General features: G+C 53.2%; 16 protein-coding genes. 2 read left to right on the forward strand and 14 right to left on the reverse strand.

Annotation, left to right across the window (positions count from 1 at the left end):
* The first annotated feature begins 1 nt into the window (after window position 1).
* On the forward strand, window positions 2-352 hold the full coding sequence (locus MKX51_RS21800; protein WP_340993843.1) for a hypothetical protein: 351 nt from the start codon (window positions 2-4) through the stop codon (window positions 350-352).
* Between the two features lie 86 nt (window positions 353-438).
* Here MKX51_RS21800 and MKX51_RS21805 read toward each other — a convergent pair whose 3' ends face one another.
* The 5 genes from MKX51_RS21805 to MKX51_RS21825 form a co-directional block, all read right to left on the reverse strand.
* Window positions 439-2,556, reverse strand: coding sequence for a serine hydrolase (locus MKX51_RS21805; protein ID WP_340993844.1), 2,118 nt, complete (start codon window positions 2,554-2,556; stop codon window positions 439-441).
* 65 nt (window positions 2,557-2,621) lie between these two features.
* Window positions 2,622-4,007 (reverse strand): sigma-54 interaction domain-containing protein, encoded by a 1,386-nt coding sequence (locus tag MKX51_RS21810; protein WP_340993845.1) that lies wholly within the window; start codon window positions 4,005-4,007, stop codon window positions 2,622-2,624.
* Window positions 4,008-4,117: 110 nt separating this feature from the next.
* Window positions 4,118-5,071 carry a DUF561 domain-containing protein gene (locus MKX51_RS21815; protein ID WP_340993846.1) on the reverse strand — a complete coding sequence of 318 codons (954 nt, stop codon included), beginning with the start codon at window positions 5,069-5,071 and terminating at the stop codon, window positions 4,118-4,120.
* 228 nt (window positions 5,072-5,299) lie between these two features.
* Window positions 5,300-6,535 (reverse strand): L-lactate MFS transporter, encoded by a 1,236-nt coding sequence (locus MKX51_RS21820; protein ID WP_340993847.1) that lies wholly within the window; start codon window positions 6,533-6,535, stop codon window positions 5,300-5,302.
* Between the two features lie 56 nt (window positions 6,536-6,591).
* On the reverse strand, window positions 6,592-8,175 hold the full coding sequence (locus tag MKX51_RS21825) for an acyl CoA:acetate/3-ketoacid CoA transferase (RefSeq protein ID WP_340993848.1): 1,584 nt from the start codon (window positions 8,173-8,175) through the stop codon (window positions 6,592-6,594).
* An 804-nt stretch (window positions 8,176-8,979) separates the two neighbouring features.
* On the opposite strand from MKX51_RS21825, the gene MKX51_RS21830 reads away from it, so the two are divergent.
* Window positions 8,980-10,554: a xylulokinase gene (locus tag MKX51_RS21830; RefSeq protein ID WP_445322076.1), complete on the forward strand. Its 1,575-nt coding sequence runs from the start codon at window positions 8,980-8,982 to the stop codon at window positions 10,552-10,554.
* 91 nt (window positions 10,555-10,645) lie between these two features.
* Here the strand turns inward: MKX51_RS21830 and MKX51_RS21835 are convergent, their stop codons facing one another.
* The 9 genes from MKX51_RS21835 to gtfA all read right to left on the reverse strand — a co-directional run bounded on the left by MKX51_RS21835 (window position 10,646) and on the right by gtfA (window position 21,374).
* Window positions 10,646-10,804, reverse strand: coding sequence for a hypothetical protein (locus MKX51_RS21835; RefSeq protein WP_340993850.1), 159 nt, complete (start codon window positions 10,802-10,804; stop codon window positions 10,646-10,648).
* Between the two features lie 284 nt (window positions 10,805-11,088).
* Window positions 11,089-11,895 (reverse strand): Nif3-like dinuclear metal center hexameric protein, encoded by an 807-nt coding sequence (locus MKX51_RS21840; protein WP_340993851.1) that lies wholly within the window; start codon window positions 11,893-11,895, stop codon window positions 11,089-11,091.
* A gap of 38 nt (window positions 11,896-11,933) precedes the next feature.
* Window positions 11,934-12,827: a carbohydrate ABC transporter permease gene (locus MKX51_RS21845; RefSeq protein ID WP_340993852.1), complete on the reverse strand. Its 894-nt coding sequence runs from the start codon at window positions 12,825-12,827 to the stop codon at window positions 11,934-11,936.
* Between the two features lie 12 nt (window positions 12,828-12,839).
* Window positions 12,840-13,769: an ABC transporter permease gene (locus MKX51_RS21850; RefSeq protein WP_340939043.1), complete on the reverse strand. Its 930-nt coding sequence runs from the start codon at window positions 13,767-13,769 to the stop codon at window positions 12,840-12,842.
* Window positions 13,770-13,839: 70 nt separating this feature from the next.
* Entirely contained in the window at window positions 13,840-15,381 is a 1,542-nt protein-coding gene (locus tag MKX51_RS21855; RefSeq protein WP_340993853.1) for an ABC transporter substrate-binding protein, read from the reverse strand.
* 228 nt (window positions 15,382-15,609) lie between these two features.
* Window positions 15,610-17,205, reverse strand: coding sequence for a helix-turn-helix domain-containing protein (locus tag MKX51_RS21860; RefSeq protein ID WP_340939040.1), 1,596 nt, complete (start codon window positions 17,203-17,205; stop codon window positions 15,610-15,612).
* 1 nt (window position 17,206) lies between these two features.
* Window positions 17,207-18,925 (reverse strand): sensor histidine kinase, encoded by a 1,719-nt coding sequence (locus tag MKX51_RS21865; RefSeq protein ID WP_340993854.1) that lies wholly within the window; start codon window positions 18,923-18,925, stop codon window positions 17,207-17,209.
* Between the two features lie 155 nt (window positions 18,926-19,080).
* Window positions 19,081-19,881: an alpha/beta hydrolase gene (locus MKX51_RS21870; protein ID WP_340993855.1), complete on the reverse strand. Its 801-nt coding sequence runs from the start codon at window positions 19,879-19,881 to the stop codon at window positions 19,081-19,083.
* A gap of 26 nt (window positions 19,882-19,907) precedes the next feature.
* Complete coding sequence (gene gtfA, locus MKX51_RS21875) at window positions 19,908-21,374, reverse strand: sucrose phosphorylase (RefSeq protein ID WP_340993856.1); 1,467 nt, start codon at window positions 21,372-21,374, stop codon at window positions 19,908-19,910.
* Window positions 21,375-21,381 lie beyond the last annotated feature (7 nt).

The raw sequence follows: 21,381 nt of genomic DNA on the forward strand, positions 1-21,381 counted from the left end.
AATGATGATTACGGAGATGCCCTCCAGGCTGTTAAAAGATGACGGTATCTTTACTGTGTCCGCACCTAACCGCAGTATCGCGAACCCTTCCGCTTATTTTGTGGAGCAGCCCAAAATTGAATCCCACAAATATGAATATACGATTGTCGGGCAAACCTTCACTACGGACTATGTCAATCCTCAAATCCAGATTGTCAGACAAGTGAATAATTTGGGCGAGTCCAGCACGCCTTATGCCAATCCTGTCATTAGTAGCTTCGAGCTAGTGGCCCTGGGAGAAGTGAAAGATATGAATCCTTTGTATGTGGTGGCCGTATGCCGAAAAAAACGTGTTCTTCCACTGGACAATTAAACAAGACAGGAACACAACAGGACCGGCCCAAGGGCCGGTCCTCATTCTGTGTCTTATTCTTTGAAGAAATGCCAATACCCTTATCCTTATTTGCCCGCTTCCGCAGGCTTCTCCTTCAGTCCGGCGACGATCTGGTTGATCGGGTTCGTGAACAGCGCGTATAGAATCGCTGCGTTCTCTTTATTGCTCAGCGCGGCTCTGGACTTGTAGTCCACAGCGCCCTTGGCATCCGGCTTGAAGTCCGGTCCGTACAGACCCAGGGCGACGGCCATTTTCACCGCCGGAACGGCCCACTTGTCCGTAGTGCCGGACAGCTTCACCTTCTCGAACAGCTTATCCGGGTACTGCACACTGTACAGTCTCCAGATCATGACTGCCGCCTCCTGGCGGGAGATCACCCGGTCCGGCTGAAATTCTCCGCTGGCCGTTCCTTCAATCATTCCCAGTTCAACAGCCTGCTGGATGTAAGCGGCATCGGGATGGCCCTGCAGATCCGGGAAGGCCATCTTCTCAGTAGTGCTTCCTTTGAGCCCGCTGCTCTCCATCATCAGCCGCACATACTGGGCGCGCGTAACGCCCGAGTCGGGCTGGAAGCTCACCGTGGCATCATTCGTCAGATACCCCAGCGACTGGAGCATCCGCACCGGAGTGGCATAAGCATGGCTGGCAGGAACGTCGGCATAACCAACGCCGTCCGGCCCCTTCTGGGCATAACTGAACGGATTGAGGTAAGGCTCCTTCATATACGCGCTTTGTCCGCCATCCTTCATGGCGAAGCCCGTTAATTTGCCGGTCAGCTCATCCTTGAACAGATTATCATCTATCTGGATCAGCTTGCGGGAACCCAGCAAAGCATCATTAATCGTTAGCGCACCATTCTGCACAGACACTGTAGATACCAGACTCTTGATCCGGAGATCCGCATAGTAGCCGGTGAATGCCTTCAGTGCATCAGCACTCATCGGCTTGTAAGCATCCAGCTTCACCGGTGCGGCATATTGCGGGAAGAACGTCTGGATAAAGGCCGGGTAGAACAGCTCCCGCAGTGCACTTTGCTGATTATAGCCAATGAACACCCCGGTATTCTGCTCGGGAATAAGGAACATATAAGAGCTGAAGCCAATCAAATCACCGGCCTTGGTGATAATCTTCGGGCTGCTGCCAGCGCCGGGAAGCTGGAAAGCCGATTCAAAGCCGTAAGTGGTATTCGGCAGCATCGGGTGAATGGAAGAACGGTATTCCTCCATCGATTGTACGGTATCTGCCTTAAGGATGCGGTTCGTATCCGCTGCTCCCCCGTTCAGAAAAGCCGTCATGAATCTCCCGACATCATCGCCGGTGGACAACATGCCGCCATGCGGCATCACGGTTGGCGTCACGTTGTAGAGATCAACCTTTTTGCCCGTGGCGTCATAGGCTGTAGCAAGATTGTCCTTCAGCTTGCCTTCCAGCAGGAAGCCGCTTGAATCCATCTTCAGCGGGGCGAAGACATGCTGCTGCATATAATCCTCATAAGGCATACCGCTGGCCTTCTCCACCACCAGACCGAGCAGCAGCGAAGCGAAGTTGTCATACATGTAGGAAGTGCCCGGCTCACGAACCACCGGCGGCATATGCTTCACCACATAATCCTCAATGGACACCTTGGTGGTGAAATCCTCATTGATGTCTTCCGGCAGCGGGTCTTGAATGCGGAAGCCGGTGGTGTGGGTCAGCAGATCGCCCACAGTTACCGGAACCCCAAAGGGGTTATCGAAGGCCATCGGACCGGTATAGACTTGAAAATCCGCTTTCAAATCTAGCTTGCCTTGCTCAACGAGCTGCATGGCGGCAGTCGCAGTGAAGGTTTTGGATACCGAGGCCAGACGGAAGACTGTTTTGTCAGGGTCTACCTTACTTTTGGCATCCTTATCCGCGAATCCGAAGCCTTCTTCGATAACCGTCTTGCCATCCTTCACCACCACAACAACCGCACCGGATAGCTGCGCTTTCACCGCATCCGAACTGAAGAATTGCTTGAGGAAGGCCGCAGCATTCTCTGTTGTCAGCGGCTTGGCCGCTGCAGTGGCAGCTGCCGGAGGGGCAGAAGCAGGGGGAACGGCAGCGGCCTGAACAGCCGGAGCCGTAAGTGTCAGAACCAGTGCAGCCGATAGCACGGTCCTCGTCCAAAAGGCAGAGCGGCGGCGCAACAATGATAGTTTCATTCAATTCACTCCATTTCCATAGAATAACACGCATAGTGATAATACGTCTTATCCTGGAAATAGGTTCATTTAAATCTCAGCACCTCTTCCATCTTCTTCAGCTTTCTGTAGATTACCGACCGGTCAACGTTCAGGCGCTTGGCTGCCTCCGTCCCGTTACCGGCACAATCCTGCAGCACTTTTTTGATATAATGGCCCTCTGCTACAGCAGTGAAATCCTTCAGACTTGCGAGCTGATGCTTATTCTTCTCAATGAAGTGGTCGAGGGAGAACCAGTCGCCAATCTGCTCCTCTTCCTGTACGCTCTGGCCCACATGCTCGGTCACCACCAGCCGCTCGATGTAATTCCTTAATTCTCTAACATTCCCATGCCAGGGCTGGTTCAGCATCTTATCGAATTCTTCGGCACTCAGCACATATTTCTTGCCGTACATCTCATTGAAGCTGGTGATGAAGCTGGAGATTAACCCTACCAGGTCCAGCTTCCGGTTGCGCAGCGGCGGAATATGAATCGGAATCACATTAATCCGGTAATACAGATCTTCGCGGAACAGCCCCTTTTTGACCAGACTCCACAGATCCCGGTTGGTAGCTGCAATCACGCGGCAATGGACCGGAATATTGGTAATGCCGCCCACGCGTCTCACTTCATTATTTTCAAGCACCCGCAATAATTTGGCCTGCATCTCCATCGGCAGATCTGCAATCTCATCCAGGAACAGCACTCCGCCGCTCGCAATTTCGATCATACCCGCCTTGACCTCGGTCTGACCTTCAAGGACGCCCTTCTCGTACCCGAACAATTCGTATTCGAATAGAGCCGGAGCAATCGCAGCGCAGTTAATCGGAATGAACGGCCCCTTCCACTTCTCGCTCTTCAGATGGATATACTTGGCGATCACCTCTTTGCCCGTCCCGGATTCGCCGTAGATCAGCACCTTGCTGTCGTAAGAAGCAATCTGGTTGCACACCTTGATAATCTGCTTCATCGCCAGACTCTCGGCCACGATTCCCTTCTTCTTCTCTGCGGCAGCACCGCCTAACTGCTTATGGATCTGCTGGGCCACTGGCACATTCGCTTCATAATAATTATGCTCCTGGCTGAATTCATTGGAGGTGGTAACTACCAGCTGTACCTCCCCGTCCTTATCCAGAATGGGAATCGCCGACGAGAACACATGGAAGCCTCTGGAGGTATTGACGGTATTGGTTACCTTTTGCTTCGTCGCAATAGCCTCCATCGTGATGGAATGACTGTAATAGCCCGCCTTCACCAGATCCTGGACGTTCGCCTTGAGCAGCTCCTCCAGATGGATGCCGATGGTTAGAGCGGTGAATTCATTGGAAATCAGGATATTCCCGTTCTGATCGGTAACAAATAACGTTGACGGATATTCTTCCACGAATTCGTCGAGCGCGGGTTTCCCTGTATTTTTGTTTTTTTTGGTCACATTCATCAGTCCTATACCATAATATGAACGCTTACATTCCGGCTAGACAAAAAGCCAAACAGCATCATTATTTAAATGATACCACTTGGCTAATGCAGATCAAACTTTAATTAAGCATGAACTACGGATTCAAAGGTTACTTTCCCCATCTTCTCCATCACTTCCTGCGCCTCAGCGAACATGGTGGTGATCATCTCTTCCACGGTGGTAATCTTGTTGACCATCCCGCAGATCTGTCCGGCCATAACGGAGCCGGTATCGGTATCTCCTTCAAATACGGCTCTGCGCAGGGAACCCAGGCTTAAGCTCTCCAGCTCTTCGCGCGAAGCCTTCTCATTCTCCATTCTGAGGAACTCGGCAATCATGCTGTTCTTGATGCTTCTTACCGGACCGCCAAGGCTGCGGCCAGTTACGGTTGTGCTGGTATCATCTGCGTTGATAACCGCCAGCTTGAAATTCTCGTGTGTCGGGCATTCCACGGTCGCGAGGAACCGGGTTCCAACCTGAACCCCTTGCGCTCCGAGTGCAAAAGCAGCGGCAATCCCGCGTCCATCGGCAATCCCGCCGGCGCCAATTACCGGAATGGATACCGCACTGGCGACTTGTGGAAGCAGAGCCATGGTTGTAGTCTCACCCACATGTCCGCCCGCCTCGGTTCCCTCGGCTACAATCGCATCCACACCGAGCGCTTCCATTTTCTTGGCGATTTTGACGGAAGGGACTACCGGAATAACGATAATGCCATGTTCCTTCAGAATGGGCATATATGGAGCCGGTGTACCTGCGCCTGTAGTTACAATCCTCACGCCTTCTTCAATAATAACCTGGATCAGCTCAGGGATATTGTTCATCATCAGCATCAGGTTGACGGCAAAAGGCTTGTCAGTGCTTGCTTTGGCCTTGCGGATCTCGTCACGGAGCCGGTCGGCGGTGAAGCCGCCTGAGCCGATAATACCCAGCCCGCCCGCATTGGACACAGCGCCTACCAGCGGAGACACAGCAATCTGAGCCATACCGCCCTGGAAAATCGGATATTTAATTCCTAACAGTTGTGTAATCGACATTATAATTACCTCCATATAATAAAATAATTTGGTCTTGAAGCTTATCCGGCGCTGCGGTAAAATTTGAACTTCCGGCCGCTGTTGTCAACAGATTTCTTTAACTTAATCCGCTTTTCGCGGTTGAAATCCGTTGACAAAGGCGGACGCTATCGCTCCTACAGTTTCAAATTTCCCCTCCGCTTCTTTTTGCTTTTCGTATAAATCTTAAATGCTTCTTATACAACTATTTTAAGCCGCCTTAGCCACTTCCGGCTCGGGCTTCTGCTTCTCCATCGCTTTGTAGACGAAGGTTAGGGCGAAGCCGACCAGGGAGATGACCAGCGCAATGTAAAAGGCGTTCGTGAAGTTGCCGTCATTGGCTGCTGCCACACTGCCGGCAATTCTCGGGCCGAAGAACGCGGCTCCCGAGTAGCCGATGAAGGTCACCCCGTAGTTCACACCGTAATATTTCATGCCGAACTTCTCACCGACAATGGACGGGAAGATGCCCATCGTTCCGCCGAAGCATAAGCCGATCCCGGCAATGGCGACAGCAAATCCGGCTACAGAAGATGATAGAGCAATCGTAAGCATCATCGCCGCAATGACGAGATAAATCATGAGCAGGCATTTCACGCGGCCGATTCTATCGGACACTGCGCCCCAGAATACACGGCCAAGACAGTTGCTCAGCGAGTACAAGCTTACGTAGAGTGCTGCTGCTGCTGCGGTTAAGCCGAACATTTTCTGACCGATGACGGAGGCATTTGCGGTTACCATCATACCAGACAGCGCGCCGATCAGGAACAGGCAGGCAATCACATAGAACAACGGCTTCTTGATCATTTCATGCCATGGTACATTCACTCCCGCCTTGGCTGCTCCGGTTACAGGAGGGGTCCAGCCTTCAGGAGCATAACCCGCCGGGGCAGGTCTGACGAGCAGGCCAAGACCCAGAATAATCACCAGGAAAGCTACGCCGAGCGTAATTAGAGCAGATTGTACACCATTGCTGGTGATTAAGGCATTAGCGATAGGAGCAATAGCGATGGTGCCGCCGCCATATCCGGCTGTAACAATCCCTGCTGCCAGACCTCTTTTATCCGGAAAGAGCTTCACGCTGTTGCCAATGGTCGAGGAATATACGATTCCCTGGCCAATGCCGGTAATGACACCATAGGTGATATACAGCATCCAAGGTGCAGTAGCCAGGCCGGAGAGAATGAAGCCAATCCCGAACATCGCACCGCCGATGAAGACCGCCTTCCTCGCTCCCCCTTTATCCACCAGTTTACCGCCCAGGATCATCGGAATCGGGGAAATTGCTGCATTAATGGTAAAAGCAATCATAATATCCGGCATGCTCACGCTGAAGACCTTCGTTAATGGCAGTGCGAAAATACTGAAAGCATAAATGGCGCCTACACAGATATTAATGATCGTTGATGCAATCAAGATCCTCCAGCGGTTCAACTGTACGTTCATGGTATCATCCCTTTTTTAGTTAGTTGTATAAGTTCAGCTTACGGTGCTTACATTGACTACACTTCCTGCAGCACCCGGTTCTTATCTGCGATCATCGACTTCAGCTTGCCCCAGTTCTCCTGGAACATGGCCGCGTCCATCTCCTTCAGGTCCGGTAAAATGACCGGCTTGAAGTCCATCTGATCCAGAATCTCTGTCTGCAGGTCGATGCCTGGCGCGATTTCGGTTAAGGTCATTTTACCGTTCAGCAGTTCAAAGACGGCGCGTTCCGTCACATACACAACCGGCTGCTGTACCTTGGCGGCATAGGATCCGCTGAAGGTGATCTGCTGTACCTTTTTGATGAATTTCTTGGCTTTGCCCTCTTGAACGATGTGCAACTTGCCGTTCTCTACCTTAATCTGCAGCCCGCCCGCTGTAAAAGTACCCGCGAACACCAGCTTCTTCGCCGCCTGAGAGATATTGATGAATCCGCCGCAGCCCGCTACCCGTGTGCCGAATTTGCTGACATTGACGTTCCCCGACTCATCCGTCTGGGCCAGGCCAAGGACGGACAGGTCAATGCCGCCGCCGTCATAGAAATCGAACTGGGCATCATGATCTACAATCGCCTCGGAGTTGTACGCATGGCCGAAGTCCTTCAGCCCTGCGGGAACCCCGCCGATCGAGCCTGCCTCTGTCGTCAGAATGAGCTGGTCGTCTACGCCCTCTTCAGCCGCAATGTTCGCTACATTCACCGGGATGCCGACTCCGAGATTCAGAATGGTATTCGGCTGAAGCTCTACGGCTGTGCGGCGGGAGATGATTTTGCGCTCATCCAGCGGCAGGATTTCAATCGAATCCACCGGCACTTTGACATGACCGGAGAAGGCCGGATTGTACTGTGTATTCTCGGTCTGGTAATGATTCTCCGGGGTGGACACGACGAGGTAATCTACCAGAATGCCCGGAACCTTCACATCCTTCGGATGGAGCGTGCCGTTCTTGGCTACGGTCTCTACCTGGGCGATCACGATGCCTCCGGAGTTGCGGACCGCTTGGGCGATCGGCAGAACCTCCATGTGCAGGCCTTCTTTTTCCAAGGTGAGATTGCCGTTCTCGTCCGCTACGGTTCCACGGATCAGGGCGATCTGAATCGGGAAGGCCTTGTAGAACAGCCACTCTTCACCTTCAAGTTCAATCACCTTCACAATGTCCTCCTTGGTGGACGGGGACATCTTGCCGCCCTCAACGCGGGGATCAACGAAGGTCTCCATACCCACCTTGGTAATCACACCCGGGCGCTTGGCGGCAATCTCCCGGTAGAGCTGGGTAATCACACCCTGAGGCAGGTTGTAGGCTTCGCATTTATCCTCTTCAATCAGCTTAGCTAGCCCGGGGGAAGCGATGGCGATACCGCCAATCCAGCGTTTGATGAGGCCTTCATGTCCCAGGTGGCTCATGCCCTTATCGCGGCGGTTGCCGACTGCGCTGGCATGCATTACGGTCAGATTCTTCGGTTCGCCGGTCTTCACGAAGCGCTCTTCAATGGCGATCCCCATCTCTTCTGCCCAGCAGGATAATCCGAATCCGCTTGCTGCTACGGTATCCCCGTCCTTGATAAGTTCCGCTGCTTTGGCTGCTGAAATTACTTTTGTCATTTCATCTGCTCCTCTTTATGTGAATTATTTCACTACAGTTGTTAAAAAAATAATGGCCCTTCTGTGTGTCTCCTAATTGCTGCTCTGTGTGTCTCAATTTCCTTGTGAAAGTTTTCTCAAGGTCATCGTAATACAGAAAAAAAGACCGGTCAATAGCTCCAAAATGCCTTGAATTCAAGGTATTTTTCTGTTGTTTTTTTGCGACTGGCTTGTTTGAACTCAAAGCTTGGTCGTCGCTGCGGTGAACATTTGGACTTCCGGCCGCTGCCCGCCACCAGATTTCTTGATTTTTACCGCTAATAGCGGTTGAAATCCGGTAACAGCTGATGCTTCCGATGCTAGCTTTCCTATGGAAAGCTTTCAGGCGGACGCTACCGCTCCTCCAGTTCCAAATTTCCCCTCCGCTTCTTTTTGCTTTTCGTTAATTTCTTTAGTGCTTCATCTGTATTCCCGCGGGGTCTGTGAGTCGCAAAAAAACCACACTTTTTTTCTCCATCCGGGTTGGCTGGGTATGAAATCAAGCGTTCCATGACATATCCTGCCCGGCGGATCAGACAAAGTGTTGGAGATGAGACTTCAAGACATTTTAGCGCGGCCAAAAAAAATAAAATATTTTTCTTGCGGAGGGCTAATTGCAGATTTGCAACAGCGGATCAGGGAATTAACGGTTCAAAAAGGACCAACAGGGTTGTACAATTTCCTTCGCATATGTTATATTCTGGACAATTTTAACTGGAGAGGGGAAGCGCTATTGTGGGGTATTCAGTTAAACAAGCGATTGTCCGGGGAGAAACGTCGCTTGGGATGGAGTTCGGGTCTACGCGAATCAAGGCTGTGCTGATGGATCACCACTTTGCACCGATTGCATCCGGTACGTATGAATGGGAGAATCGATTCCTCGGGGGGTACTGGACTTATGATCTCAGTGAAGTGATTCATGGGCTGCAAGCCGCCTATCAGCAATTACAGCAAGCGGTTCAGCAGACTTATGGCGTCACTCTGCAAACCGTCGGCTCTATAGGCTGCTCGGCCATGATGCAGGGATATATTGCGCTGGACCAGGCGGGAGAGCTGCTGGTTCCCTTCCGTACCTGGCGCAATGCTACTACTGGCGCAGCCGCAGCGGAGCTAAGCAGGTCATTCCAGTTCAAAATCCCCGAGCGCTGGAGTATCTCCCACTTGTATCAAGCTATTTTGAACGGTGAAGAGCATGTGGCCAGAATAGATTATCTTACGACGCTATCGGGTTACGTTCACTTGCTGCTGACGGGCCGCAGGGCAATCGGGATCGGGGATGCCTCCGGGATGTTCCCCATCGATGAAGCAACGAAGCAGTACAATGAAGATATGGTGAAGCAGTTCACCACTCTAACTGCCGGCAGGGGTTATCCTTGGAAGCTGCAAGATATCCTGCCTACAGTATATACGGCCGGTATGAATGCAGGAAATCTCAGTGAAGCAGGTGCCCGGCTGATCGACCCGTCAGGCCGTTTGCAGGCCGGTATTCCGCTATGCCCGCCGGAGGGCGATGCCGGAACAGGCATGGTTGCTACGAATAGTGTGAGGAAACGTACTGGCAATATTTCCGTGGGAACATCGGTCTTTGCCATGTTTGTACTGGAGAAGAATCTAAGTGTGGTCCACCCTGAGATTGATATTGTGAATACACCGGAAGGCAGCCCGGTTGCTATGGTTCTTGCCAATAACTGCTCCAGCGATCTGAATGCCTGGATCGGCTTATTCCGTGAATTCTATGAGGCCATGGGGAGAACGCCGGACAAGGATCAGTTATTCAGCGTTCTGCTGAATCAGGCATTGGAAGCGGATGCGGATGGCGGCGGGTTGCTAAGCTATGGTTACTATTCAGGCGAGAATATCACCGGACTTGCTGAGGGACGTCCGCTGTTCGTCCGTTCGCCGCAGAGCCGCTTCACGCTGGCTAACTTCATGAGAGCGCACCTGTATAGCGCCTTCGCTGCGTTAAGACTCGGTATGGAGATTCTGACCGGGCAGGAACGGGTAACGATTGACCGTATTTCAGCGCATGGCGGATTGTTCCGCACCCCGCAGGTCGGACAGCGGATCTGTGCCGCTGCGCTGAACGTTCCCGTATCGGTCATGTCTACGGCTGGTGAGGGCGGCGCATGGGGAATAGCGGTTCTGGCCTCTTATATGATGCATAAGAAGCCGGATGAGAGTCTGGCGGATTACTTGGCCTCTAAGGTGTTCTGTCATGTGGAAGGACAGGAGGTATCGCCTGACCCTGCCGATGTGGACGGCTTTGCCCTCTATATGGAGCGTTACACCAAGGGGCTGCCCATCGAGCAGGCGGCGGTAGATCATTTACTGGAGAGCCGGAAGAGAGGAGATTTGGTATGAAAATAATAAAGTACAGAGCTTCGGGCAATTACGTCTTGCAGTAGTATAAAAAGCAGCCATCCTCCCGTAGAGGGGGATGGCTGCCTTTGATTTAAGCCGGGCTTGCGGCATAACTGGCCTGGGCCAGGCCCAGCATCATTTTGCCTTTGACTCTGCGGGATCTGCGCGGCATCATTTGTCTTTGATTCTGCACGATCTGCCCAGCGGACTGAGAGGCGCTTATTCCGCCAAAAAGCTGCTTTTTGCGCAAGTAACGGACTCCAGGGCCCTAATTGGTGGGAATTCAGCCGATTAACATCAGTTAGCGGGCGAATAAGTACATCTCAGTCCGGCAGACGGCGCAAAGTAGGCTTTTCCCAGAAATAACGGCCCTCCAGTCCGTCCGCCAGGTGCAGACCCCAGAGGGTGGGATGATAGAGGTATGTTGGCGGAACAGCGACAGGAGCAGTGAAACAGTGGCGGAACAATGGCGAAACAGCGGAACGCTAGTGGAACAACGGCCCATTCACTCAGACTCAGCATCCGCCCAATGCCTCACAAATACACAAACGGCTCCCTGGCATCCACGAATGTAACCGGCAACCCGTCCACCAGCGGCGCCAGCCACCCGGCCATATACTTCATGCCCCATTCCTCGGAGCGCTCGTGACCGATCACGATCATCGCCTTGTTCAGGCCCAGCATGGCGGCATCATTCACATAAGCACATAAGGTCCACTCGGTAATGTCGCCGCAGACCATCACATCCAGACCCTTCTCCTGCATCAGCTCCATCGGCATCTGCTCCCGGCCCAGGCCCAGACTGCCGCCGCCGACCAGAATACCGATACGTGAGCAGGGCGCCTCCGGGTTGCCGACGATCTGAATCACCTTCATCCCCAGCCGCTGCTTCAGGAAACCGGCCAGCTCACCAACTGTGGTCTCTTCGATCAGATACCCCCAGGCGTCCTTGTCGTCCAGCTTCTTATCCTCCCACTCCAGCTCATTCAGCAGTCCGTCATAGATCCGGTCCGTATCCGCCAGATGCATATGGTCATGGAAGCGCCAGATCGTAATGACGTGCTCCTCAATCAGCTTTTTCTTCGCCAGATATACCGGGTCCTGCTGCAGCCAGTCCAGCGAATCGCTTCCTGTAAAATAAGTCGGCTCATGGGTAATAATCAGGTTGGCTCCAATCGCAATGGCTTCCTTGATGACATCTACGGTAGCCATGAACGTAGTGACAATCCCAGTGACCTCCATCTCTTCACTGCCGCTCGCCAGCACATCACAGGTCTGCTCCAGCCTCCGTCCCCCGCAGCAATCGAGCAGAATCCGGTCAATGACCTCTTGCACGTTCATACGCTCATTCTCCTTTTCATCTATTTATTGTCAGCCTGTCAGCCTTTGACCGCACCAATGATCACGCCACGGGTCAGGTACTTCTGCATGAACGGCAGGACGAACAGCACCGGCACAATGCCCAGCACCGCCATCGCCATCCGCACCGCTGTACTTGGCAGCGATACCGTGTCAGCTCCAAGTACATTCCCGGCCTGGCCGGAATTGAGGAACTGGATGTTGCTCATCAGCTGCATCAGCAGATTCTGAATCCCGTACAATTGCGGCTTAGATACAAAATATAACGCATTGATCCAGTCATTCCAATAAGCCAGGCCCATGAACATCCCGACGGTTGCCATGACCGGCATGGACAGCGGAAGCATGATGCGGAAGAAGGTCCGCAGCTCCGAGGCACCGTCGATCTGGGCAGCTTCGATAATCTCCAGCGGCACATTATTCTTGAAGTAGTTACGGACCAGCAGGACGTTGAACCCGTTCGCCAGCAGATTGGGCAGGATCAGCGCCCACAGCGTGTTTTTGATATGGAAATACTGGGTCCACATGATGTACGAAGGCACAATCCCCCCGCTGAACAGCATGGTGAAAAATACAACAAAGGCTAGCGTGTTATGATATTTGAAATCAGACCGCGACATCGGATAAGCCAGCATGCTTGTTATCAGCAGTCCTATCGCGGTTCCAAGGATCGTCACCAGAAAGGAAACCCCGTAGGCTCTGATGAAAATATACGCCGAGGACTTAATGTACCGGTACGCGTCTAGACTTAGCTGCTCCGGGAAAAAGCTGTACCCGTTGCGGATCAGGGTCGTCTCATTGGTGAACGAAGCGATCACAATCAGCAGGAAGGGCAAAAATGCAAAAACCGTCAGCAGGATCATCACGACCGCAGAAAACAGCGTAAACGTTCGTTCTCCTCTTGTTTGGATCATCCGAATTTCCTCCTAGAACAATGCGTTTTCTGGATTGACCTTCTTGACGATGGCATTGACCGTAAGCACAAGGGCAAAGCCGACCAGCGACTGATACAGACCGGCGGCGGCCGACATTCCGATATCATTAAGCTGCATCAAAGCGCGGTAAACATACGTATCAATCGTCTGGGTAGTGCTGTACAGCGCACCGGAGTTCATGGGCACCTGATAGAACAAGCCGAAGTCGGAGTTGAAAATCCGGCCCATCGACATCAGCACCAGCACAATAATGGTCGGCTTCAGCAGCGGCAGGGTAATCATGCGGATCTGCTTGAGCTTCCCGGCACCGTCGATTTTGGCCGACTCATAGATGCTCTTGTCAATGCCGGCAATCGAGGCAAAATAGACAATCGATCCGTAGCCTGCCGTCTTCCAGATCTGAATAAGGACCAGCAGGTACGGCCAATACTTCGCCTCCGAATACCAGTTGATCTCCGGTATGCCGAGCGGCCGCAGAATCGAATGGTTCACGAACCCGCTGTCTGCATTCAGAAAAGCGAAGACGAGCAGCGAAAGCACGATCATCGAGATCAGGTTCGGCAGAATCAGCCCGGTCATGAACAGCTTCGAATACAGCTTATTCAGCAGCTCCGACATCAGAATGGCAATGATGATGGAGACTACGGTTCCCAGCGCGATGAACGCCAGGTTGTACAGCAGCGTGTTGCGGGTCATAATCCAGGCGTCACTGGTCTGGAACAGAAAGGTGAAGTTCTTGAAGCCGATCCAGTCGCTGCCGAAGATGCCTTTGGCATAATTGACATCCTTGAAGGCGATGAACACCCCGAACATGGGGAAGTAGCTGTTAATGAGAAAATACAGCAGGCCTGGACCCGCGAGTATGAGGAGCGGCAATGTTTTTTTGAGCGGCTTGGATGGGGACTTGCGTCTGGCAGTCATGCCGGTTCACCTCCATGGCCGGGGGCAGAGCCTCTGTCACCGCTCCGCCCTCAGCACATTCATGTAATAGTTATTGCTGTTGTGCGGCAAGCCACGCATCCAGCTGCTGCTGCTTGCTGTCAATAATAGCCTCTGCACCCGCATCCTTCAGCGCACTGATGAATTTCGGAATGATGGTCTCCGGGTCCACCGACCCGCTGACCAGCGCCGGCAGGAACTGGCTGACCACGTTATTCACAGCGCTTATCTGCGTCTTCACTTGACCCTGGTCGAAAATAAAACCGAAATACGGCGATCTTGCGGTATCCTTATTCTCCTTCAGCTTCAGCTCAACATCCGACCAGTCAATTCCCTCCAGCTGATACTGGAGCGATTCGGAGCCTACGATCCCTGAGCTAAGCATGGCTGTATAAGGTACCGTATTGGCATCCATGCCTTCCGGGAATTTCACATGATGCTCATCTACCTTGACGTAATCCTCTCCTTCGATTCCGAAGAGAATGGTGTTAATCAGCTCTTTGTCGGTGTACAGCAGATTCAGGAACTTCACAGCGGCCTCCGTCTCCTTCGAGGTGCTGGACACCATCCAGGTTACGGAATTCACGGCGCTTGTATCGAAATAGAACGGGGCGATGCGCTTGGTCTCAATGTTTTTGCCGACCTGCGCACTCAGCTGCTTGCCAACCTCCATGCCGCTGTAGCCGCCCAGGAAAGAGAACCCGCGTCCGGAGGATACCATCTCCATCGCTGTAATCGTCGTAGTTGCGGTATCCTTCTGCAGATATCCGGCCTCGAACCAGTCTCTCATCATCTGAATCCCGTTCTTGAAGACATCCGATTCGTAGAAGTTCACGACCTTCCCGTTGTCACCGATCACAACGCCTACTCCGGTGGTATCAGTCAGGTAATCCACCTTGCTGGCACCCTTCATCCAGTTCACAAGTCCCGTATCCGTCGGATTCACGTTGATCGGGCCGAACGGAACCACATCCGGCAGCTTCTGCTTCACGGCCCCGAACACGGCAGGCAGATCCTCTACCGATTGGATGGAGTCTGCGGCTACGCCCGCCTCTGCCAGCATATCCGCGTTGTAGATGATATTGGTCGGCAGCGCCATCCCTTTATTCACCGGAATGCCGTAGATATGCCCGTCCATCGTGGTGGTTTTGAGAATATCCGGCCCGAAATCCTTGTCCAGAATAGCTGACAGCTCTTTGCCGTGTTCAGTAAGCAGCTCTTCAAGCGGAGCCACCTGGCTCTTGGATACGTAGTTGGAGAATTGTCCGAGCGTGGTGAAGACATCCATCTTCTCCCCGCTCTGGAGCGCAAGATTGACCTTCTGGGCGTAATCTGCCGGGCCGAAAAGACGGAAGTCCACCTTCACCCCGATCTTCTCCGTTGTGATGGCGTTGATCGCATCCGTTACCTTGCTGAGATCGTCGGGAATCCGGTTGAAGGAGGGCAGCGCGAATACAATCTCAGCCACCTTGGCCTTAGCTTCCGTATCCCCGGAATTCTTGGACGATGTATTGGAATTGCCGCCGCAGGCGGAGAGCAGCGAACCGCAGATTACCATGGACAGCAGCAGTGAACCTAACCCCTTTTTCTTCATTGTCATCATGCCTCCTGTTCTATATTTACATTCTCATTGTACTTGCCCTGGAGGGGGAGGGCTTTCAATAATACGGGCTGTTTTTATAAAAAACCGCACTGGGCGGGTGACGGGACGCGCGGCTCTGCATAGCTAAGTTACACCCTAGGAATGATTCCTGCCAACGAAGCAAGAAGCTCCGCCTCCGGTAGGAGAAGCGGAGCTTCCTAATGGTCATCCTTGTCATGACTATAAGGCGGATTTGTGCTTGGAACGGTAGGCCGCCGGGGTTTCGCCTGTCCATTTTTTGAACACAGTGGAGAAATAGGAAAGGGTATCGAAGCCGGTATCCATGGCAATCTCCCCGATGCTTGCCGTGCTCTCCACCAGCCTCTGCTTCGCTGCTCTGATCCGGCAGTCGTTCAGGTACTCCTTTACGGTCTGGCCGGTCCCGTTCTTGAACACCTTGGCCAAATAATCCGCGGTCAGATATACGCTGGCTGCAACATCCTCCCGGCTCAGATCCTGGGTATAGTGCTCTTGAATGAAGCGTTTGGCCCGCTCGACTACCCCTTCGGACTGCAGCACCTCCTTAATGGAATCGAGCGTCTTGTCCGTCAGCGCCTGCGCCCATTTCATGAAGTCGAACACGCTGCTCTCGGCATCCTGGGCCAACTGCTGGCTGAGCTCACCTTCGAAGAGCCGGTGGGCTTGAATGTGGTGGCGCGCGAGCAGCGAATAGACCACCTGAAGCAGGTCCTCGCGGATCGAATGGAGCGTAGCCGCATCCAGCTTGTTCAGACTCGTCAGCAGCTCCAGTTCTTTCTTGAGCCGGTTCACAATCTGAGCCTTCTCCTTCTGGACGAACAGCAGGGTGAACAGCTCCGTATCCAGGGTGAAGCGCTCGGTCAGATCCACTTGGAAGGGCTTATTCGGCAAATGCAGCTTCCCCCGGAAAATAATGTTCGACTCGTCCGCCTGCTCCAGCTCCGTCTTAAGCTGCGCCAGGCGGGAGATCGCCGCAGGCTCACTGAAGTAACAGGTAGCCGTACATTTCAGATACTGCCTGGACAGCCGGATGATCTCTCCGGCGCTCGCCTCCAGCTCCTTCATATCCGCCGGATTCTCGGCAATGATCGCATTGTAGAATACCTTATCCATCTGATAGGCAATCATCCGGCCGCTGCCCACCAGGCTGCTGAGTATTTCAGAGACCAGGTTCGAGAGGGCGTAGTGGAAGATGCTCTCGTCCCATTCCCGTTCAATCTGGGAGCGGGGAACGCTTACCAGCAGCAGCCTGTATTCTGCCTGCACCGGGACGGACAGCTCCCGCTTCTGCACCTCACTCTGGATCAGCTCACGCCGGGGAGAGATTGTCGCCGTCAGCACATCGCTCCAGAAGCTGCGTTCTATCAGATCCTGGTTCTTCAGCCACGCATGACCCAGCTTGCTGTATTCGCCTAACATGATTTTGTTCTTCAGCGTATCCATCGACTTGCGCAGCGCCGCTTCCAGCTCCTGCTTGTCCAGCGGCTTGACCAGATACGAGTCGGCGTCATACGAGATCGCCTTGGAGGCGAAGGTGAAGCTCTCATGACAGGTCAGGAAGATGAATCCGCCTTCATATTGACGCTCTCTGACCCACTTGATCAACTCTATGCCCGACCCGCGCGGCATTTCAATATCACAAATCATCAGATCCGGCTCGTCGTTCTCGAAGAGTTGCTTCGCATCCTGTATATTATGAGCGGTGAGCACTTCCGTAATTCCGAATTCCTCCCAGTTCACAATACCGCGCAACGCTTCAATTGTAGGAATATCATCGTCAATCAGCATACAACGCATATTATCCTCCCTCTAAGCCAGGCTGGCTCCATTCGAGTGGCTTCACAGGAATCCACAGCTCAACCCTCGCACCTGTAGTCTCGATATTCGACAGCTTAAGCAGATCTTCCCGTTTGTATAGCAGTCTGAGGGTCTTGCGGATATTGGCAATGCCCACTCTGCCTCCGTCCTCCCCTGCCTCTTCGCGCTCCGGCTGATCCAGCCATTCAGAAGCGAAGCCTGCCCCGTTATCTTCAATGACAATGCTGACAAATGGACTATCGTCCCGCAGCTCCATCCGCACCCTGATGAAAATAGACAGCAGCTCCTGAACGAACATAGCATGCTTGAACGTATTCTCCACAAAGGTCTGGATCATGAATTGGGGAACCGGCACCTGCCGCGCTTCCTCCTGCATCTCAATCATGAAAAAGATCTGCTCCGGATAACGGATCTCCTGCATCCGGATATAATTCTCAGTATGCCGGATCTCCTCCTCCATCGTCACTTCCATCAGTCCCCCTCTGAACATATACCGGAGATGCTCGGAGAGACGGTGGATCAGGCGGCGGATCTCCTCATTTTTATTCTGATAGGTTAGGCTCGTAATTGTTGAGATCGCATTCAGGAAAAAATGGGGCCGGATCTGCATCTGCAGATACTTGATCTCGGCGCGGCTGATTTCGATCTGTTCTTCATAGGACTGAATCTTCAGATCCTTGATCTCACTGACCATGGACTCCAGCGCATGGAACAGCTTCAGGAATTCCAGGGAGTACGGGGTATTCTGCGGAATCTGGTATTCCAGCTGCCCCTGCTCAACCGCCTTCGCCGCCTTCACCAGCTCCAGAATCGGCCTTAGCACATCTCTCGTCAGGAATCTCAGCACCAGCGGCACCACGATGACCGAGAGCACCGCCAGCAGGGCGATCCCCCACTGAATCAGCTTCAGGCCTGAGAACAGACTGCCCTTGGCAACCATTTGAGTCATCTGCCCGAACTCGCCGATCGGTTCAGATACAATCAGGTAATCCCGCTTATACTGCCTGCTTAAGCTCTCAAGCGTCGTATCCCCCTCATTAAGAGAGATATTATTCGCCGCCAGGATCATTCCTTCAGAGTCACTCAGCACATAACGGTTCTTATCGTTGCCTCCCCTATCAACCATGGCCAGCAGCGTGTCCGCTTTCACCAGCGTTCCGAAGCTGACCCCTGAATACGAAATATATTTGAACAAGTAGGACTCGCCGCGGATCTGGAAGACCTTCCATTCCCCGCTTGGTGCTGCCGGAGCCGTACTGAATTTATGCATATTGATAAAATCCACCAGAGCCAGCTTATCCTCCGATTGAATCCGGCGGTTGAACTGCTCCAGCACCAGCTCCTCCGAGAGCCTGATGAACATGCCGTCGCTCGAATTATCACCTGCTATTTTTGCCTGCAGGCTATTCTTGAGCTGCTGGACCTTGAAATACCGGCTGTTCTCATCCATCCCCGCCGAATTCACCGCAGTATCCACGTTATGGTCGAACACCTCTATGAGGTCCTTGGAGAAGTTGTTGAAGTTATTATGAATATTGGCCTGATAGAGGGCCAGTGTATTACGCGAGCTGGTCAGTGCATTACTCCGCACCACCTCCAGGGAGTAGATGTTACTCAGAACAAGGATGGACAGCAGGATCGCAAGAATCACTGTCATCTGCAATGCAAATTTGAACACGATACTGTTGGTACGGATCATCCCCGCCTCTTCCTTTCCCCGGAATTCAGCACGCCCCTGAGCCGATACCTTCTTAGGCCAGACCCAGGGGCGTGTAAGTATGCAATTTGCGATTGAGTACGTGAAAATTATTAGTATTGGGATAGCCGTGACTCGCCACTTTTCCCAATTATTAATCAACTCACAGGAGCAGCCGCCCAGTCCAGCGCAGCTTCGATATGCTTATCCCAGTACGCCCAGTTATGGTCGCCCGGGCCTTCTTCATAGTAATGGGCGGCCTGCTCGCCTTCCAGGAACTGATGGAACCGGCGGTTCACATCCAGCAGCATATCCTCGGTTCCGCATGCCATATACAGCTCCGGCAGGGCAAGTCCCTGCGCCTTCACGTCACGCACCAGCTGCTCAGGGTCCTTGTCGCTGCCGAGCAGCCGGCTCAGATCGCCGAAGACGCTGGCATAGTAGGAATAACTGGCAATTCCGTCTTTATAGTCTGGGGCAATATTGGCAACTCTATACGGAATTAAGGCCGAGGATAAGGCGATGATCCGGCCGAAGCGCTCCGCGTATTTCAGGCCGTTGCGGATCGCACCGTAGCCGCCCATCGATAAGCCGCCGATCCAGGTATCCTCTCTGGCCGCTGATAGCGGGAACAGCTTGCGGGTGAACTCTACCAGCTCCCTGCCGATATACTCACCGTAGTATTCTTCTCTTAGCTCATCATTTACATAGAAGCGGTTCTCCCCGGCCGGCATGAATACTGCCACTTGATGCCTGTCTGCCAGCTCCCTGATTCTGGAGAAGTTCAGCCAGTCGTTCTGGCTGCCGGAGAAGCCATGCAGCAGATAGAGCGATCTCAAGGGCTGGCCCGACCAGGCCGGAAGTCCCCAGCCCTCCGGCAGATCCACCGGCAATATGGCCTGAATCGTGACCTCCCGCTTCAGACTTGCCGAGAACAGGCTGATTTGCATTGTAGCCATCATCATTCCCCCTTAACGAATTAGAATCAGACCCAGTATACCGCTTCTTGTCCCTGCTGATCTATATATTCGATAACAGTCTTATAGTTCTGCAGGTTAATATGCAGCCGGCAATAGGCTGCTCCCTGCTCCCACATCAGCCTGATTTCATCCGCCTCTGCCTCAAGCACCCGGAAGGTTCCCTGGAAGGCGCTATACTCATTGCGGAAACGGATCAGCTTCATCAGCCGCTGCACGACCTCCCGCTCACTCTCCGCTTCAATCTCCTCCAGCGTATAGTTATGGCGGTTAATCTCCCGGCCTTCCCCCGTCAGGGCGACCTGCTCCAGATCATTGCGGCCGGCCAGCAAGCCTACATAATAGACCTGTGGAATACCCGGTGCGAAGAATTGAATCGCCCTGGCTGCCAGGTACGCATCGTCATCCTCATTCAGCGCACTGTAATACGTGCAGCGGATCTGATGGACATCGAAGCCGTCCGGCGCTTTATGCTCCTCGGACAGAATCAGGCTCAGGTTCGCTCCGCGCTCCACGCAGAGATCCACCAGCTCCCGGGCTTCCTTGGTATCGATCAGATCATCCAGGTCGGGCTTCACCGGAATACCGTCATGGCAGTCCAGCATCGTGAACTGCTTATGCGGGCGGGTCCGCAGATAGTCGTACAGCGCCGTATTGGATTTGCCGGTAAGCGCCTCAAGCACGCGGTAAGGCAGAATGAAATCATAGATCCAGCAGCCGTATTCCGATAGCTTAGTCTGGATACTGTGATGCGCGTGCACCTCCGGCAGCAGCTCGATATCCAGCGAATCGGCCATCTCTTTGATCCAGTCCAGGAATTCATAGATCTCCGGCTCCACATAGAAACAACTGGTGCCCAGCTTCTTGATCACGTACCCGACGGCATCCAGCCTGACAATCTTGACATTCTGCGCTTTGAAGTTCAGGAAGAACTGCCGCAGCAGGTCGCGGGTGAGCGGAGCATGGATATCCAGATCAATCTGCTCGGAAGGATCGGTTTTGCCAAAAGTGGTCCACACCTTCTCTTCCTCCCCTCCGGAGGTAGTGAAGGCAGAATACGGCAGCGGTCGCCGCAGGAACATCTTCTCGATATCCGCACGCACAGGCTCGCCATTCTCCCAGATCTTGTCCAGGGTGATGAACAGATCCGCATATTCCGAAGCCCGGCCATGCTCCAGGAAGTCCTGGAAATACGGCGATTGCCTGGAGATATGATTGACCATCAGATCCACCAGCACATCGAATTCTGCCCCGATGCTGCGGATGTCCTCCCAGCTGCCGAATTCCGGCTCGATCTCCAGATAAGTCAACGGCGCAAAGCCGCGGTCCCCCGAAGAAGGAAAGGGCGGAAGGATGTGAATCCCCCCGGCAAACAGCCCGGCGAAGGGACCTTGCAGCACCTGATGGAGCTGCTTCAGGTCTCCGCCCAGCGAATCGGGATAGGTAATTAACTGTACTTGATTCTTCAGTGTCATCTTAAGA

Origin of the sequence: Paenibacillus sp. FSL M7-0420 (assembly GCF_038002345.1) — a bacterium.
In the GTDB taxonomy this organism is placed as follows: Bacteria; Bacillota; Bacilli; order Paenibacillales; family Paenibacillaceae; genus Paenibacillus_AQ.